Origin of the sequence: Streptomyces chilikensis (genome assembly GCF_001642695.1) — a bacterium.
Classification (GTDB): Bacteria; Actinomycetota; Actinomycetes; order Streptomycetales; family Streptomycetaceae; genus Streptomyces; species Streptomyces chilikensis.
Window position 1 is genome coordinate 2,479,371 of record NZ_LWCC02000005.1, and the last position, 16,009, is coordinate 2,495,379.

General features: G+C 72.2%; 12 protein-coding genes, 1 tRNA gene and 1 pseudogene. 5 read left to right on the plus strand and 9 right to left on the minus strand.

The genetic code is table 11. From position 1 onward, the window contains the following. A pseudogene (locus A2U95_RS32010) lies at nucleotides 1-267 on the minus strand (hypothetical protein); the annotation flags it as partial. Between the two features lie 694 nt (nucleotides 268-961). On the opposite strand from A2U95_RS32010, the gene A2U95_RS11150 reads away from it, so the two are divergent. Beyond that, entirely contained in the window at nucleotides 962-1,540 is a 579-nt protein-coding gene (locus A2U95_RS11150; RefSeq protein WP_240957282.1) for an NADase-type glycan-binding domain-containing protein, read from the plus strand. A gap of 580 nt (nucleotides 1,541-2,120) precedes the next feature. On the opposite strand, the gene A2U95_RS11155 is transcribed toward A2U95_RS11150, so the two are convergent. Both A2U95_RS11155 and A2U95_RS11160 read right to left on the minus strand, forming a co-directional pair. Further along, on the minus strand, nucleotides 2,121-3,581 hold the full coding sequence (locus A2U95_RS11155) for an endo-1,4-beta-xylanase (protein ID WP_166021980.1): 1,461 nt from the start codon (nucleotides 3,579-3,581) through the stop codon (nucleotides 2,121-2,123). A gap of 1,492 nt (nucleotides 3,582-5,073) precedes the next feature. Beyond that, nucleotides 5,074-5,619, minus strand: coding sequence for a Uma2 family endonuclease (locus tag A2U95_RS11160; RefSeq protein ID WP_206282965.1), 546 nt, complete (start codon nucleotides 5,617-5,619; stop codon nucleotides 5,074-5,076). 307 nt (nucleotides 5,620-5,926) lie between these two features. Here A2U95_RS11160 and A2U95_RS11165 point away from each other — a divergent pair, with 307 nt between their 5' ends. After that, on the plus strand, nucleotides 5,927-6,169 hold the full coding sequence (locus A2U95_RS11165) for a helix-turn-helix domain-containing protein (RefSeq protein ID WP_240957283.1): 243 nt from the start codon (nucleotides 5,927-5,929) through the stop codon (nucleotides 6,167-6,169). Nucleotides 6,170-6,344: 175 nt separating this feature from the next. Here the strand turns inward: A2U95_RS11165 and A2U95_RS11170 are convergent. Beyond that, nucleotides 6,345-6,418, minus strand: a tRNA-Gly gene (locus A2U95_RS11170). A 313-nt stretch (nucleotides 6,419-6,731) separates the two neighbouring features. Between A2U95_RS11170 and A2U95_RS11175 the strand changes: the two genes are divergently transcribed. From A2U95_RS11175 to A2U95_RS11185, 3 genes are all read left to right on the plus strand, one after another. Beyond that, entirely contained in the window at nucleotides 6,732-6,902 is a 171-nt protein-coding gene (locus A2U95_RS11175; protein ID WP_206282992.1) for a hypothetical protein, read from the plus strand. 71 nt (nucleotides 6,903-6,973) lie between these two features. Next, complete coding sequence (gene dcd, locus A2U95_RS11180) at nucleotides 6,974-7,549, plus strand: dCTP deaminase (RefSeq protein ID WP_166021982.1); 576 nt, start codon at nucleotides 6,974-6,976, stop codon at nucleotides 7,547-7,549. 19 nt (nucleotides 7,550-7,568) lie between these two features. Beyond that, entirely contained in the window at nucleotides 7,569-8,075 is a 507-nt protein-coding gene (locus tag A2U95_RS11185; RefSeq protein ID WP_206282858.1) for a phosphoribosyltransferase, read from the plus strand. 83 nt (nucleotides 8,076-8,158) lie between these two features. Here A2U95_RS11185 and A2U95_RS11190 read toward each other — a convergent pair whose 3' ends face one another. The 5 genes from A2U95_RS11190 to A2U95_RS11210 form a co-directional block, all read right to left on the minus strand. Beyond that, nucleotides 8,159-9,226, minus strand: a complete 1,068-nt coding sequence (locus tag A2U95_RS11190) for a Yip1 family protein (RefSeq protein WP_206282859.1) — start codon at nucleotides 9,224-9,226, stop codon at nucleotides 8,159-8,161. 86 nt (nucleotides 9,227-9,312) lie between these two features. Then, nucleotides 9,313-10,761: an FG-GAP-like repeat-containing protein gene (locus tag A2U95_RS11195; RefSeq protein ID WP_166021984.1), complete on the minus strand. Its 1,449-nt coding sequence runs from the start codon at nucleotides 10,759-10,761 to the stop codon at nucleotides 9,313-9,315. 287 nt (nucleotides 10,762-11,048) lie between these two features. Beyond that, nucleotides 11,049-12,539, minus strand: coding sequence for an FG-GAP-like repeat-containing protein (locus tag A2U95_RS11200; RefSeq protein ID WP_166021985.1), 1,491 nt, complete (start codon nucleotides 12,537-12,539; stop codon nucleotides 11,049-11,051). 165 nt (nucleotides 12,540-12,704) lie between these two features. Continuing rightward, nucleotides 12,705-14,189 (minus strand): FG-GAP repeat protein, encoded by a 1,485-nt coding sequence (locus A2U95_RS11205; RefSeq protein WP_166021986.1) that lies wholly within the window; start codon nucleotides 14,187-14,189, stop codon nucleotides 12,705-12,707. A 204-nt stretch (nucleotides 14,190-14,393) separates the two neighbouring features. Continuing rightward, nucleotides 14,394-15,857 carry a VCBS repeat-containing protein gene (locus tag A2U95_RS11210; protein ID WP_166021987.1) on the minus strand — a complete coding sequence of 488 codons (1,464 nt, stop codon included), beginning with the start codon at nucleotides 15,855-15,857 and terminating at the stop codon, nucleotides 14,394-14,396. Between the last annotated feature and the right edge of the window lie 152 nt (nucleotides 15,858-16,009).

Below are 16,009 nucleotides of genomic sequence, written 5' to 3' on the forward strand. Positions count from 1 at the left end.
GTCCGCGGCGCCCGGGCCGTCCGAGCCGTCCGCGGTCACCCCGGCGGACGAGGGCACGCCGCCTCCCGCGCCGTCGCGGGCCGCGTCGCTGCGGGCCCGGCTGACGGGACGGAACCGGGGCGAGGCGGGGGAGGCGGGCACCGCGCCGGCCCCGCACGCAGCCGGATCCGCCGCCACGGCGCCCGGTACCGGCACCGCTTCCGGCTCCGGCTCGGGCACCGGCACCGGCTCGGCTTCCGGCTCCAGCACCGGTACCGGTACCGGCACCGCATCTGGCGCCGGCTCTGCTTCCAGCACCGGTACCGGCCCTGCTTCGAGCACTGCATCCGGCACCGATTCCGGCACGGATTCCGGCTCCGGTCTCGCCTCCGGCTCAGGCACCGGGGCCGGCTCCGACCGGCAGGGGGCCACGAGCGGCCCGTCCCCGGCCGCCCCGGTCGGCGCCCCCGCCGAGCACCCGGACCTTCCCACCGGCACCTCCACCGGCACACCCGCCGGCCCTCCCGCCGCCGCTCCCGCACGCCCTCCGGCCGGCGGCGACACCGAGGCGCCCCGCCCCCGCACGGTTCCCCCCGCCACGGCGCCGCGGCCCTCCGCCTCCGGCTCCGCCGCGCCCACCACCGGATCCCGGCCTCCGTCCGCCCCGCCCGCACCGGCGGCTCCCGCTCCCCCCGCGACGGCGCCGAACGCCGTTCCGCCCGTGGCCCCCGTGGCACCGGCACGACCCGCGGCGCCCGCGGCGCCCGCGGCCTCCGTGCCGCCCATCCAGCCCGTCCGGCCCGCGAAGGCGGTGGCCCCGCGCCCCGTCGTCCGCCCGGCGGCGGTGACGCCGGAGGAAGGAGAGGGCGCGCCCTGCCCCGCCTGCGGCGCGCTCAACGCACCGGACCGCCGGTTCTGCCGCCGTTGCGCGGCCGTCCTGAATCCCGTCGCGAAGCCCGCCCCGCTCCCGTGGTGGCGGACCATGTGGCCGCTCCACCGCCGCGTCCGGGCCGGCTCGGGCCGGGCGGTGCGCCTGCTGGTCGTCCTGGCCGTGCTGGCGGCCCTGTGCGCGGGCGGCTTCCTGCTGCTGCCCGCCGGACGCGCCTTCGTCGAGGACACCCGGGACAAGCTCGGCAAGTCCAAGCCCGTGACCCCCGTGTCGGTCGAGGCGAGCGCCGAGACACGCCGGCACCCGGTGACCAACACCACCGACGGGTTGAGCAACCGCTACTGGGGCGCACCGGCGGCCGGCGCCTCGGCGACCTACACCTTCCGCAAGCCGTTCCGCTTCGTCGACCTGATCGTCACCAACGGCGCGTCCAAGAACCCGGAGTCCTACCCCCGCCAGGCCCGCGCGCTCCGGCTGGACCTGGAGGTGACGACGCGGGACGGCGAACGGCACCGCAAGGAACTCACCCTCAGCGACAAGCCGGGCCCGCAGACCTTCCCCATCCGCGTCAGCGACGCGAAGACGGTCCGCCTGACCCTGCGCTCACCCGTCGGCCTGACCGAGGGCCGCCACCTCGCCCTGGCGGAGGTGGAGTTCTTCGCCCGCAGCTGACCCCCCTGCCGTCCCGTCCCCCGACCACCCCGCGCCGCGTTGCGCCGCGTCCCCGGCCGGGCCGTGTCGCTCGAACGGCTCCGCTCCGAGTGGACGCCCGAGAACGGCACGCCCACGCCGTCCCATGGCCGCGGCCTTCGAGCGCGTCGGCCACCGCAACTTCGCGCGCCGCCTCGTCTCTCCGCTCCCTGGCCGGCTCCGCGTGATCCGCGGACGCGGGAGTGCCTTCACGGGGCAGGCGGACGTGCTCCCGAAACGCCCTGGACAACGAACGAACCCCAGGCCGTCGGCCTGGGGTTCCTCTGGAGCTGGTGACGAGAATTGAACTCGCGCTCTCAGCTTGGGAAGCGACGGTGCTTGGGTGGGCTTGCGGCTGTGACCTGGAGATTCGCCGGGTACGGCCCGCGTCCCAGGTGTCGGGAAACGCCGCTGCAGAATGTCGTCTCCGCCGCACCGCCGCACCGCCGCACCGCCGCACCGCCGCACCGCCGCACCGCCGCGGCTGACCGGCCGCACCGGCATCCCGGGGTGCCCGACCCTGTCTCACCGGGTCGGGCACCCTGTGCGGGACGTGCTTCGCTCAGCTACGGGTCCAACTCTGGTTGCTGCTGCCGGAGCAGGAGTAGAGCTGAATCAGGGTGCCGTTGCCGGTGCCGGCGCCGACGGCGTCGAGGCACAGGCCGGACTGGACACCGGTGATGGAGCCGTTGGAGTTGAGGCGCCACTTCTGGTTGTCGCCGCCCCAGCAGCTGTAGATCTGGACCTTGGCGCCGTTGCCGGTGCCGGCGGCGTCCAGGCACTTGTTGCCGTAGACCCTGAGCTCACCGGCCGCGGTGAACGACCACTGCTGGTTGGTGCCGTTGCTGCAGTCCCACAGCTGGACCTGGGTCCCGTCCGTGGTGGTGGAGTTGGGCACGTCCACGCAGCGGCCCGAGCCCACGCCCTTGATCGGGCCGGAGCCCGAGGGCTGCGTGGGCGTCGGGGTCGGCGTGGGGTTGGGGTTGGACGAGCCGCTGTTGAGGGCGTTGAGGACGGCGGTGTAGGCCGGCTTCTTGCTGCCGTCGTTGTTGAACAGCAGCGGGGTGTCCCCGGATCGCCAGGAGTCGCTGTCGCGCACGCCCCAGACGGTGATGCCGAGGCAGCGCGGGACGGCCAGGCAGTCGTTCACCACGGCGGCGTAGGTCGTGGGCGAGGCGCCCTGGATGTCGAGCTCGGTGACGGCCACGTCGACGCCGAGGGCCGCGAAGTTCTGCAGCGTGGTGCGGAAGTTGCTGTTGTAAGGGCTGCCGCTGTTGAAGTGCGACTGGAAGCCGACGCAGTCGATCGGCACGCCGCGCTGCTTGAAGTCCTTGACCATGTTGTACATGGCCTGGGTCTTGGCCCAGGTCCAGTTCTCGACGTTGTAGTCGTTGTAGCAGAGCTTGGCGGACGGGTCGGCGGCGCGCGCGGTGCGGAAGGCCACCTCGATCCAGTCGTTGCCGGTGCGCTGCAGGTTGGAGTCGCGCCGCGCTCCGGAACTGCCGTCCTCGAAGGCCTCGTTCACGACGTCCCACTGGGCGATCTTGCCCTTGTAGTGGCCCATCACGCCGTTGATGTGGTCGATCATCGCCTGGCGCAAGCTGCTGCCGCTGAGGTTCTGCATCCAGCTGGGCTGCTGGGAGTGCCATGCCAGGGTGTGGCCGCGCACCTCCTTGCCGTTCTGCACGGCCCAGTTGTAGACGCGGTCGGCGGAGGTGAAGTTGAACTGGCCTCGCTGCGGCTCGGTCGCGTCGATCTTCATCTCGTTCTCGGCCGTCACCGAGTTGAACTCACGGTTCGCGATCGACGTGTACGTCGAGTCGCCCAGCTTGCCCGAGGCGATCGCGGTGCCGAAGTAGCGGCCGTTCTGCTTCGCGGCGGCGCCGAGCGTGCTCTCGGCGGCGGTCGCGTTCGACGGTCCGACCAGTGCGGTGGCCAGGCCGACGGCGCCGGCGACCAGTGCCAGCACCGGGCCGCGGATCCTTCGGCGGATGTCGGATGTGGGGAGGGCGTACGAGCCCATGACTGTGCCTCCAGTGCGGGTATCGCGGATGAACGGCAGGACGGAAGAACTGACGCTGAGGGCTGAAGGGCTGGACCGCAGGGGAACGCCCCTGGTCGCCCTGATGGGGCGGGCGGAGCGGACCGGAAGCGGGTGACGCGGGGTCATGGCCCGTCAGGGACCCGCGGCGGTCGTCGGCGGTGCTGTGACACGAACATGGCGTACCTCACCGTCGCGGCTCGGCCGGGGGGAACGCACGCGGTGTGCCTGTCCCTTCTCCTTGCGAAGAGACAGGACGCGCTGGCGCGAACCTCACCGGACCAGGTGATGTGTGGGGGTGGTCGTGCGCGTGCTGCGGTGCGGGTCTGTGGTGCCTGCAGGGGTACCTGTGGCCGTCTGTGGCCAGTCGTTCCAGTGGTGGATGATTGCGGTGCCGCAAGGGGCCGTCAATACACTCGGCAGAAAAACATTTCTCTCCGGCGACCGAAACTTTCGATTTGCTGTTGTTCCGGTTGGCGCTCCGGGTGTTCCGGCCCACGCGTCAGTCGGGCCAGGTGGAGAAAGGGAAAGGCCGCCGTTCACCCACTCTTTCCCTCGCGGGGAGCCGCCGCACCGGTGTGAGATCCGGCCGTAGGACCTGGGAACACGCGGCTCGCGACACCGGGACGTCCGAGCCTTCTTCGAAACATTTCGACGCGTCCTCGCCGCCGGTGACGGGCGGCCCGTGTCGGCACGTCGAGGCGCGAAGAGGGTCTCCCGTGTCGAGCCGCCCGGGCCTCGATCCGGGTCCGCAGCCGGACGTCGGGCCCGGGTGCCGGAAGGCGGCCGCGGGTCACTCATGGGCCGGCTTCGCACGTCGCGCGAGGTGGCGGGCGCGCGGAGGGCACGCTGCTTCGCGACTTGTCGGGGGAGTGGCCGAGGCGACCCGCAGCGGCGGCCCCGAGCTGCCCTGGAGGCCAGGCCGGAAGTGCCTGGTCGCGACTGTGCATGGCGGACCGCCCGGGACGCCTCTCGCCCTGCGGATCACCTGGCCCGAGCCGCTGCTCCTCGGGAGCGACGCCGCATCGCCCCCATGCCGCCCGACCGCTGGGCGTTCAAGGGCCTGGTTTCGCACCTCGAATGAGGCGACTCAGGGCACGCGGAGGGCACGGAGCCCGGAAGTAGTCCAGACAACAAACAAACCCCAGATCGATGACCTGGGGTTTCTCTCTGGAGCGGATGGCGAGAATCGAACTCGCGCTCTCGGCTTGGGAAGCGATGACGCTTGGGCGGGCTCGGGGTCGTTACCTGCGGTTTCGCGGTGCACAGCCTGCGCTGCGGGTTCCAGGAGGCACCGCGGCGGACCGCTGTTGTCCGCCCGTACGGGCACGCGAAGGGCACGCTGCTCGGATGACCTGCCGGGAGAGAGGTGCCGTGATCAGACGCACGTTCCGGTCGATGCCCGGCAGACCTTCGGCACCCCCGAGTTGCAGTTGCACAGGGTCACGCTCTCAGCGAAAGGTGGACGGGCGGCTCAGCGCACGTACTGCTTGAGGATCTCCGTCTCCAGGGTGATGCCGAGGTCGGCGATCTCGAAGGTGGCGCCGAAGGGGTGGGAACGTACGGCGCGGTACTTCCCGTCCTCCGGTTCGCTGTGGACCACGGTCTCGCAGGTGTCGCGGTCGATGAGCACGTAGACGGGGATGCCGGCCTCGGCGTATGCGACAGGCTTCTCCACCCGGTCACGCCGGTCCGTGTCGCGGTCGTACGAGGTGATCTCGGCAATCATGAGCGTGCCACTGGGGTCCGCCCACTCGCCCTGGCCGGCGAAGTGGGCGATGGGGGCGAGTACCCCGTCCGGCCGGGCGTGCCCCGAGCGGTACCGGTCGACGCGGAGGCCCTGCTCCACATGGAGGTCCAGTTCGGGGCGGGCCTGCATGCACCGGCGCAGCAGCCACATGATGATCGTGCCGTGGTCGCCGTCGGGCACGGGCTTGACTCCGATCTTCCCGTTGATGAACTCGAGGGTGACTGTCTCAGGCGCGTGCGCCGCGAGTTCCTCGAACTCCTCCACGCTCATCTGCGGGCGGTGATCAGCAGTGACACTCAAGGCTGCCTCCCTTCGCTGCCGCTCCGGCTACCACGGTAGCGCTCCGACCGCCTCCTGGCTGCGCGCTCGTCACCACGCTTGGGCTGTGATCTTGATGCCCGCGCCACGCAGGGCAGGACCGAGGGTTCTACCGTGACTACACCAGCGACGAAGAGGACTGAGGAATGGCCATGCCCAAGAAGGTCGCACAGGACTGGGAAGCTCTGGAGCAGGAACTGTACGCGGCCGGTGTGAAGCCCGCCGAGGTGAAGGCCGGATCCGCCGCCTCCTCGCCGAGGTGCGCGGTCACCAACTGGCCGAGGCGCGCCGACGGTCCGGCCTTGCCCAGCGGGACGTCGCTACCCGGATGGGGGTCAGCGTCGCGAGGGTGTCCCAGATCGAGCATGGCGAGACCGCCACCCTGGAAGTCATCGCCCGCTACGTCGAAGCGCTTGGCGGGAGGCTCGACCTGGTCGCAGACTTCGGCGGCCACACCCTCCGCATGCCGGCCAGCGGCGACCAGGACGCCGCGGCGGCATGACTGCTTGAGCTCACAGTGGCCCGTGCGTTCCAGGCTGATCTTCTTCAGGCCGCGGGCCGTCGCCTGTCTTCAATCCGGCGGTCTTTGGTGTTCCTCAGGGCACGCGGAGGGCACGGAGCTTCAAAATGGTCTGGACAACGAACGAGCCCCAGGTCGGTGACCTGGGGCTTCAGCATGGAGCGGGTGACGAGAATCGAACTCGCGCTCTCAGCTTGGGAAGCTGATGTTCTACCATTAAACTACACCCGCCTGGACGCCGGTTCGTACCGGTGTCGGCGCCCATACTGTACCCCATTTCGAGCCCCGCGCGCTGACGTGCGGGGCTCCGTCGCGTTCCGTCTGCGGTGTGGCTCACAGGTGTGCGGACCGGTATGCGGGGCAGCGGAGTTGAGGCGTACGGTGGGCCGCGCGCGGAGGGTCCGGCAGGGCCGGCGAGGCGTCCCGGCGGGGCCGGCCGGGGCCGGAGTGCCGCGTGGAGGGCCATCCCTTTGATCCCGTAATGTGGCTTTCCTCGCCGGGCCTTCCGGTCCGGCGCGGCTCTTGGGGAAGGGATCTGAACGACTTGATGGAGCGCACCGTCGTCCGTTGTGCCGAGGGGCACGTGTTCACCGCGGCCTCGTTCCCGATGCAGAAGGCCGAGCGGCTCGGCCCCGGCCGGCTGATGCGGTGTCCCCGCTGCGCACGGCTGCGCAGTGTGGTGCAGGTGTCCGCCGGCGTGCTGCAGAAGCAGTAGCCGCAGAGGCGGCAGGTGTCCGCGCGGGGGCCGTCCGGCGAGGCCGGGCGGCCCCCGCGTACTCTTGCAGGGTGCTTCTCTCAGACCAGGACATCCGCGCCGAGATCGACAAGGGCCGGGTGAAGATCGACCCCTTCGAGCCCGCCATGGTGCAGCCGTCGAGTATCGACGTCAGGCTGGACCGCTTCTTCCGGGTCTTCGAGAACCACCGGTACCCCCACATCGACCCCGCCGTCGAACAGCCGGACCTCACCCGGCTGGTCGAGCCGGAGGGCGACGAGCCGTTCATCCTCCACCCGGGCGAGTTCGTGCTGGCCTCCACCTACGAGGTGGTGAGCCTGCCGGACGACATCGCCTCCCGGCTGGAGGGCAAGAGCTCGCTGGGCCGCCTCGGCCTGGTCACCCACTCCACCGCGGGCTTCATCGACCCCGGTTTCTCCGGTCACGTCACGCTGGAGCTGTCCAACCTCGCCACCCTGCCGATCAAGCTGTGGCCCGGCATGAAGATCGGCCAGCTCTGCATGTTCCGGCTGAGCTCGCCCGCCCAGTACCCGTACGGCAGCGAGCGCTACGGGTCGCGGTACCAGGGGCAGCGCGGTCCGACGCCGTCGCGGTCCTTCATGAACTTCCACCGCACCGAGGTCTGAGGCAGGGCAGGAGAACACCATGGCTGATGTGACGGACGTGCGGGAGAACCTGACCTACGAGCGGTTCGGCGTCGCGGTGCGCGAGCTGGCGCAGACGATCGCCGACGACGGCTACCGGCCGGACATGGTGCTGTCCATCGCGCGCGGCGGCGTCTTCGTCGCGGGCGGCCTGGCCTACGCCCTGGACTGCAAGAACCTCCACCTGGTCAACGTCGAGTTCTACACCGGTGTGGGCACCACCCTGGACATGCCGGTGATGCTGGCGCCGGTGCCCAACCTGATCGACTTCTCCGACAAGAAGGTGCTGATCACCGACGACGTCGCCGACACCGGCAAGACGCTCAAGCTGGTCCGCGACTTCTGCCTGGACACGGTCGCCGAGGTGCGCAGCGCGGTGATCTACGAGAAGTCGCACTCGCTGGTGAAGTGCGAGTACGTGTGGAAGCGCACGGACGACTGGATCAACTTCCCGTGGAGCGTGGAGAAGCCGGTGGTCGGCCGCCCCGGACAGGTGCTGGACGCCTGACGGCCCCCGGACACCGCGGAGGCCCCCGACCGCAGGCGGAAACGCGGTCGGGGGCCTCTTGCACGCGCGGCCGGAGGGCGGCGTCAGAAGGTGCCGAGCTTGACGATCGAGAGCAGCGCGACCAGCTGGATCGCGGAGGCTCCCAGCGCCTTGGGCCAGGCGATCTCGTGCGAGCGGGTCACCATCAGGGTGAGCAGCGCGCCGCCGGCCAGCCAGGTCAGCCAGCCGAGGACCTGGACCACCGCGGCGTCGCCGCCCATGAACATGGCGACCAGCAGGCGCGGCGCGTCCGACAGACACATGATCAGCATGGAGAGGCCGACCGTCGGCTGCCAGGCGCCGTTGCCGCCGAGCTGGCGGGCGACGGTGTGGGTGACCACGCCGAGGACGAAGGAGCTCAGCGTCATCGCCACGCCGGTGGCCAGCACGATCGGGATCGCCGTGCTGAGGGTGGCGTCTATGGCGTCCTCGCGGGCGCCGTCGAAGCCGAAGACGGCGAGCAGGCCGTAGACGAAGGCGACGGTGAGCGCCGGACCCCACATGCGGTAGTCGCGCATCCGCAGGAAGGTCCGGTTCGGGGAGAGGACGATGCCCTTCAGCAGGTCCTTCCAGTGCAGCGGCGGGCCGATCGGGCCCGAGGGGGCGTCGGCGTCGCCGTACCGGGCGGCGTAGGGGTCCGCGTCCGGGTCCACGGAGAAGGCCTGGGTGTGCCCCGGGTTGTTCGCCGCGTAGGGGTCGTGTCCCGCGCGCGGCCGGCCGTGCCCCTGGTGATGGCCGTGCCCCTGCGGGTGACCGCCGTACGCCGGCCCCTGGTGGTGCGGGTGCGGTCCGTCGTCGAAGTACTCCGGTCCGTCACCGCCGGGCGCGCCGTAGCCGCCGCGCCGGTCGCCGCCGGGCGCGCCGTAGCCGCCGCCGTACGACGGCCCCGGGGCGCCCTGGGGCGGGTAGCCGTACGAGGGCTGCCCGGGCCGCTGCCCCGGCTGCCCGTACGGCTGCTGCTGTCCGTACGTCTGCTGTCCCTGCGGGGCGCGGTCGTCCCGCCCGCCGCGTCCGATCCTGAATCCAGCCACGTCTTCGAACGTACCTGCTCCGGCGGACCGGCGTACGCGGACGAGGGGGATGGGGACGGCTTTGCTGCCGAGATGTGACATCCCGTAAGGGGAAACCCTGAGGCCGGACGCGGTCCGGGCCGCCTCCCCCGGCGGCCGTGCGGCCGAGGGAGGCGGGGCGGTGGCCGTCAGTCCGCGAAGTTGTGCCCGAGCCGCGGGGCGCCGCTGGTGGAGACGCCGAGGGCGGTCGGGGAGAGGGCGCGGGAGCCGGTGGCGGTGATCTTGGCGCCACCGGAGGGGAGGTGGACGATGCCGCCGTTGTCGTTCTCGAAGGTGCCGGCCAGCAGGTCGGCCCGGCCGTCGCCGGTGACGTCGTCCAGCTTCACCTCGATGCCGAACCGGTCCCAGTGCTCGTTGGCCCCGGGGACGTCCGCGGTGTCCTGGTGGAAGACCTGGGCGCCGTTGCCGGTCAGGCCGGCGGCGGTGCCGTAGAGGACGACGACGCTGCCGGCGTACTCCACGCCGTCGATGTCCTCCTGCGGGACCCCGGCCGCGAGGTCCAGGTAGCCGTCCTTGTTCACGTCGCCGAGGTCGAGGGCGAGGCCGAACGCGTCGGACTCCTCGGCGGCGCCGGGCACGCCGGGGGTGTCCTGGTTGACGGCCTGGAGCCGCCCGTCGCCGTCGGCGGAGCCGTAGGTGATCCAGATCTGGCCGCCGGTGTAGGTGTACGGGACCGGGTTGCCGTCCAGGTCCTCGGTGGACCCGGTGTTGCTCACGATGTCGCCGTAGCCGTCCCGGTCGATGTCGCCGATGGCGGTGACCCAGCCGGAGCGGAGCTCCCTGGCCTGCGGGGAGCCGGGGCCGTCCGGGCCGCCCAGGTAGAGCAGGTTGTCGTTGCCGTCGCCCGGCTCGTACAGGCGGCTGCCGGAGGACACCAGGTCGGTGGCGCCGTCGCCGTTGACGTCTCCCGCGGTCAGCGTCCACGGGTAGTAGTCGGCCGGCACGCGCAGCGGGTGGTGGGCGGCGGGTTCCCCGGACGACGAGAAGCCGCCCCGCAGGAACTGGACGGTCCGGTCCCGGTCGGAGACCACCAGGTCGTCCCGGCGGTCGCCGTCGAAGTCGCCTGCCACCAGGGCGGAGCCCCACTTGACCCCGTCGGCCGGGTTGGCGACGGTGACCGAGCCCGCGCCGGTGAGGCCCGAGGGCGATCCCCACAGGAGGGTGACGGAACCGGCGTCCGCCGTGTCGCCGACGTCCTCGCCGGGGGCGGAGGCCGCGAGGTCGTCGTAGCCGTCGCCGTTGAAGTCGCCGTAGGCCAGCTGGGACCCGAACTCGTCCCCGGGCTCCGCCGCGCCGGGCACGCCGGCGGTGTTCTGGCTGACCAGGGTGCGGTTGGTGGCGGTGACGCCGCCCGAGGCGCCGTAGAGCACGGCGATCTGGCCGGCCTCGGCGTGTCCCGAGACGTGGGCGGTGGCGGCGTTGGCCGCGACGTCGCCCTTGCCGTCGCCGTTGAAGTCGGCCCTGGCCACCGTCGTGCCGTCGGCCGCGACCGCGGGGGAGGCGGTGAGGGTCAGCAGGCCGCCGGTGAGGGCGACCGGGACGAGGGCCGCCAGGGCGGTGCGGGTTCTGGGACGCAATGTGGACTCCTCGATTCCCGATGGAACGGCCCGGGGGCCGCGGCGGACGGACGGACGCCCGCCGGTGATCAAGACACCGGGGCGGGCGGAACGGTTGCCTCCGCGGCGCGCCCGGGAACGCGGCCTCGGATCGTGCCGGCGGATCGCGCCTTCCGCGTCCCGCCCTCCGGGCGGACCGGCGGCGGGACAGGGGCGACGGGACGGGGCGGCCGGTCGTGGTGCGGACGCGCGCGACCCCCGGCGGGGCACCGTCGTGTCCTGCCGGGGGTCGTCCGCGAGGCGGCCGGTCAGTCGGCGAAGTTGATGCCGAAGCCCGGGTTGCCGGAGGTGGAGACGCCGACGGCGCTGGGGGAGAGGGCGCGGGAGCCGGTGGCGGTGATCCTGCCGGTGGCGGTGTCGACGGGCAGGTGGACCACCGAGCCGTTGCCGTTCTCCCAGGAGCCGACGACCAGTTCGGCCCGGCCGTCGCCGGTGACGTCGTCGAGCTTCACGTCCATGCCCAGCTGGTCGCCGTCCTCGTTGTCCCCGGGGAAGCCGGCCGTGCCCTGGTGGAAGGACTGCGCGCCGGCGCCGGTGAGGCCGTCGGCGGAGCCGTGGAGGAGGACGACGCTGCCGGTGTCCGCGTGGCCGTCGACGTCCTCGCCGGGGACGCCGACCGCGAGGTCGAGGTAGCCGTCGCCGTCGACGTCGCCGAGGTCCAGCTCGTAGCCGAACATGTCGTCGGTCTCGGAGGCGCCGGGGACGCCGGAGGTGTCCTGGTTGATGGCGGTGATCTCGTCGACGCCGGTGCCGGAGCCGTAGGTGATCCAGACCTGGCCGCCGCGGGCGCCGTACGGGGTGGCGCCGTCGCCGTCGGACTCGTTCCACTCGGCGCCGCTGACGATGTCGCCGAAGCCGTCCCGGTCGATGTCGCCGATCGCGGTGACGACGCCGGGGCGCAGCTCCTGGTAGCTCTCCTTCTGGAGGCCGGACTTGCCGCCCAGGAACAGGTAGTTGTGCGGGTAGCCGTCGAACTCGTCGAACTCCATGCCGTCGACGACGAGGTCGGTGGCGCCGTCCCCGGTGACGTCCCCGGCGTGCAGGTTGAGCGGCGGGACGTCGCCCTGCGGGTCGGGCTCCCCGGTGTAGAGCGGGGTGACGACGCCGTACCAGCCGCCGGTGGCGCCGGCCCTGGTGATGCCGCCCCGGTGGACGTACAGCTTGGTCTTGGTGGTCGTGGTGGCGAGGTCGGCCTTGCCGTCGAGGTCGAAGTCGCCGACCGCGAGGGTGTTGCCCCACGCGTCGTGCGAGGAGGAGGCCGGGTCCTTGACCGTGACGGATCCGCTGCCGGTCAGGCCGGAGGCGGAGCCCCACAGGACGGTGACCGAGCCGGCGTCGACGTCGCCGGACACGTCCTCGCCGGGCGCGCCGACCGCGAGGTCGTCGCAGCCGTCCTTGTCGAAGTCGCCGAAGGCGGTGTCCTGGCCGAAGCGGTCGCCGGCCTCGGCGGAGCCCGGCACGCCGGCCGTGTCCTGGCTGATGACGGTGCGCCTGGTGGCGGACAGCCCGGTGCCGCTGCCGTAGAGGGCGACGATCTGGCCGGCCTCGGCCTTGCCGCCGACGTGCGCCAGCATCGCGCCGGTGACGACGTCGCCCTTCCCGTCGCAGTTGAAGTCCGGCCGCAGCACGGTGGCCGAGTCGGCGGCGACCGCGGTGGAGGCGGTCGCGACGGTGAGCAGGCCGCCGGTGAGCACGGCCGCGGCGGCGGTCGCCAGGGCGGTGCGCGTGGTGTGGTTCATGGTCCTCCTGACGCGCTCGGGCGCGTGGGGTGCGGGCCGGCCCGAGACCGGGTCGGGTGGGGCCTGTGACGGGTGGTGCGGGTCGTCCGGCCGGGGCGGGCCGGCACGGCCCCGGCCGGAGCGCCGTGGTGCGGCGCCCCGGCCGGGAGGGAGCGGTGCCGGGCGTCAGTCGGCGAAGGACCAGCCGAAGCTCGGGTAGCCGGTGGTCGAGACGCCGACCGAGCTCGGGGAGATCGAGCGCGAGCCGGTCGCGGTGATCTTGCCGCCGCTCGCGGGCATGTAGAGCACCGCGCCGTTGCCGTTCTCGTCGGAGCCGGCGACCAGGTCGGCCTTGCCGTCACCGGTGACGTCGTCCAGCTTGACGTCGACGCCGAGCCAGTCGCCGGCCTCGTTGTCGCCGGGGACGCCGGCCGACCCCTGGTGGAAGGACTGCGCGCCGGTGCCGGTGATGCCGGTGGCGGTGCCGTAGAGCACCACGACGGAGCCGGTCTCGCCGTGACCGTCGACGCTCTCACCGGGCACACCGACGACCAGGTCGAGGTAGGCGTCGCCGTTGACGTTGCCGAGGTCCAGGGAGGCGCCGAAGCCGTCGTCGGTCTCCGAGGCGCCGGGGACGCCGGAGGTGTCCTGGGTGATGCCGGCGATCTTGCCGACGCCGGTGGCGGAACCGTAGGAGATCCAGACCTTGCCGCCCTTGGCGCCGTAGGGGATCGGCTCGCCGTCCTCCCACGCCGCGTTCAGGCTCAGGCCGCTGACGATGTCGCCGAACTTGTCGCCGTTGATGTCGCCGATGCCGGTGATCAGGCCCGGGCGGAGCGACTGGTGGCCGTCGGCCGTGAGGCCGGAGGCGCCGCCGAAGAGCAGGGTGTTCTGCTCCGGGACGTAGGTCTCGAGCTCGTCCGTCGGGGCGGAGAGGTCGGGCAGGGCGTCGCCGTTGACGACCAGGTCGGTGGCCCGGTCGTTGTTCACGTCACCCGCGTGCAGCTTCCACGCGCCCTCGAGGAGCGGGAGGTCGACGGCGTAGTGGCCGCCGGTGCCGCCGGTCTTGGTGAAGCCGCCCTTGTAGACGAACAGGGTGGTGTCGGACCCGCCGATCGCGAGGTCGGTCCTGCCGTCCGCGTCGAAGTCGCCGGCGGCCAGGGTGTAGCCCCACATGCGGTCCGCGCCGGCGGCCGGGTCCTTGAGGGTGACGGCGCCGGTGCCGGTGAGGCCCGAGGTGGTGCCCCAGAGGAGGGTGACGGATCCGGCGAACTCGCCGGCGGTGGTCGCCTCGCCGGGCGCGCCGACCGCGAGGTCGTCGTAGCCGTCGGCGTTGAAGTCGCCGTAGGCCGTCTCGTAGCCGAACATGTCGTCGGCCTCGGCCGAGCCCGGGACGCCGGAGGTGTCCTGGCTGATCACCGTGCGCTTGGTCGAGTTGACGCCCGTGCTGGTGCCGTAGAGGGCGACGACCTGGCCGGCGCCCTCCTTGCCGCCCACGTGGGCCCAGGCGGCGGACGTGGCGACGTCGCCCTTGCCGTCCTTGTTGAAGTCGGCCTTCGCGACCAGGGTGCCGTCCGCGGCGACGGCCGTGGAGGCGGTGAGGGTCAGCAGTCCGCCGGTCAGCGCTGCCGCGGCCACCGCCGCGAGGGCGGTGCGGGTCTTCTTGTGCATGTGGTTTCCCCAATGCCACGCGGGGAGGCGCGGTGTCGCGTCCCCGGAGAACAAGTCCGGCCAAGTGCGGCCGGTCGTGGTCAAGACCGGTGACGGGCGGGGAAGGTTGTACGTGAGATGTGGGCGTGAGGTAACGAATCGGTGAACGCCCGGGGGCCGGGACGCCGTCAGGGCGTCCCGGCCCCCGGGATGACCGGCCGCGTGTCAGTCGGCGAAGTTGGCGCCGACCATCGGGTAGCCGCTGGTGGAGACGCCGAGCGCCGTCGGGGAGATCGAGCGGGAGCCGGTGGCGGTGATCCTGCTGCCGTCGGAGGGCAGGTAGGTGATGCTGCCGTTGCCGTCGTTCTCGCCGCTGCCGACGGTCAGGTCGGCCCTGCCGTCGCCGTTGACGTCGTCCAGCTTCACGTCCATGCCGAACATGTCGTACTTCTCGTTGGAGCCGGGGACGCCGGCCGAGTCCTGGTGGAGGGACTGGGAGCCGGTGCCGGTGATGCCGCCGGCGTTGCCGTAGAGCACGATGACGGAGCCGGTGTCGGTGAAGCCGTCGATGTTCTCGCCGGCCACGCCGACCACCAGGTCCAGGTAGTCGTCGCCGTTGACGTCGCCGAGGTCCAGCTCGTAGCCGAACATGTCGTTGGTCTCGCTGGAGCCGGGGACGCCGGAGGTGTCCTGGGTGATGCCCTGGATCGTGCCGACGCCGTACTCGCTGCCGTAGGTGATCCAGACCTTGCCGCCCTTGGCGGCGTAGGGCACGGACACGTCGTTCTCGACCGCGTTCCAGCTGGCGCCGCTGACGACGTCGCCGAAGCCGTCGTTGTTGATGTCGCCGATGCCGCTGATGATGCCGGGGCGCAGCTCCTGGTGGCTGGAGGCGTCCAGGCCGGAGGCGCCGCCGAACAGCAGGAAGTTGCGGGTCCAGCCGTCGACCGGCTCGTAGCCGCTGACCACCAGGTCGGTGGCGGCGTCGCCGTTGACGTTGCCCGCGGTGAGGTTGAACGGCGTGTCGTCGGCCATGATCGGCGCCTGGACCGTCTGGCGGCTGCCGTAGGCGCCGGCCCGGGAGATGCCGCCCTTGAACACGTACAGCTTGCTCTTGCTGGTGCCGACGGCCAGGTCCTGCCGGCCGTCGCCGTCGAAGTCGCCGGCCGAGAGCAGGCGGCCCCACTGGTCGTGGGAGCTGGAGGCCGGGTCGTCGATCTGGACGGCGCCCTGGCCGGTGAGGCCGGCGGCGGAGCCCCACAGGATGGTGACCATGCCACCGTCCTTGTCGCTGCCGAGGTCCTCGCCGGGCGCGCCGACCGCCAGGTCGTCGTAGCCGTCGCCGTCGAAGTCGGCGTAGGCGGTGTCGCTGCTGAACGCGTCGCCGGCCTCGGCGCCGCCCGGGACGCCGGAGGTGTCCTGGCTGATGACGGAGCGCTTGGCGCCGGACAGGCCGGTGCCCTGCGCGCCGTAGGCGACGACCACCTGGCCGGCCTCGTTCTTGCCGCCGACGTACGCGCCGGCGGCCGAGGTGGCCACGTCGCCGATGCCGTCGTTGTTGAAGTCGGCCTGCGAGGCCACCGTGCCGTCGACTGCGACGGCGGTGGACGCGGCCGTGAAGGTGAGCAGCCCGCCGGTCACCGCGGCGGCGGCGACGGTCGCGAGAGTGGTGCGGGTCCTACGGTGCATGTGTGTTCTCCATGGCCGGCGGAAGGGCCGGTTCGGGGGCCGCTCCGCGCAGAGGACGTCCGGCGCGGTCGTCCGGACGGCGATCAAGACTCGCGGCGCGTACGAATGGTTGTACGGAAAGTGAGAGGGAAGTGAACGGGGCCGCCGGTGGT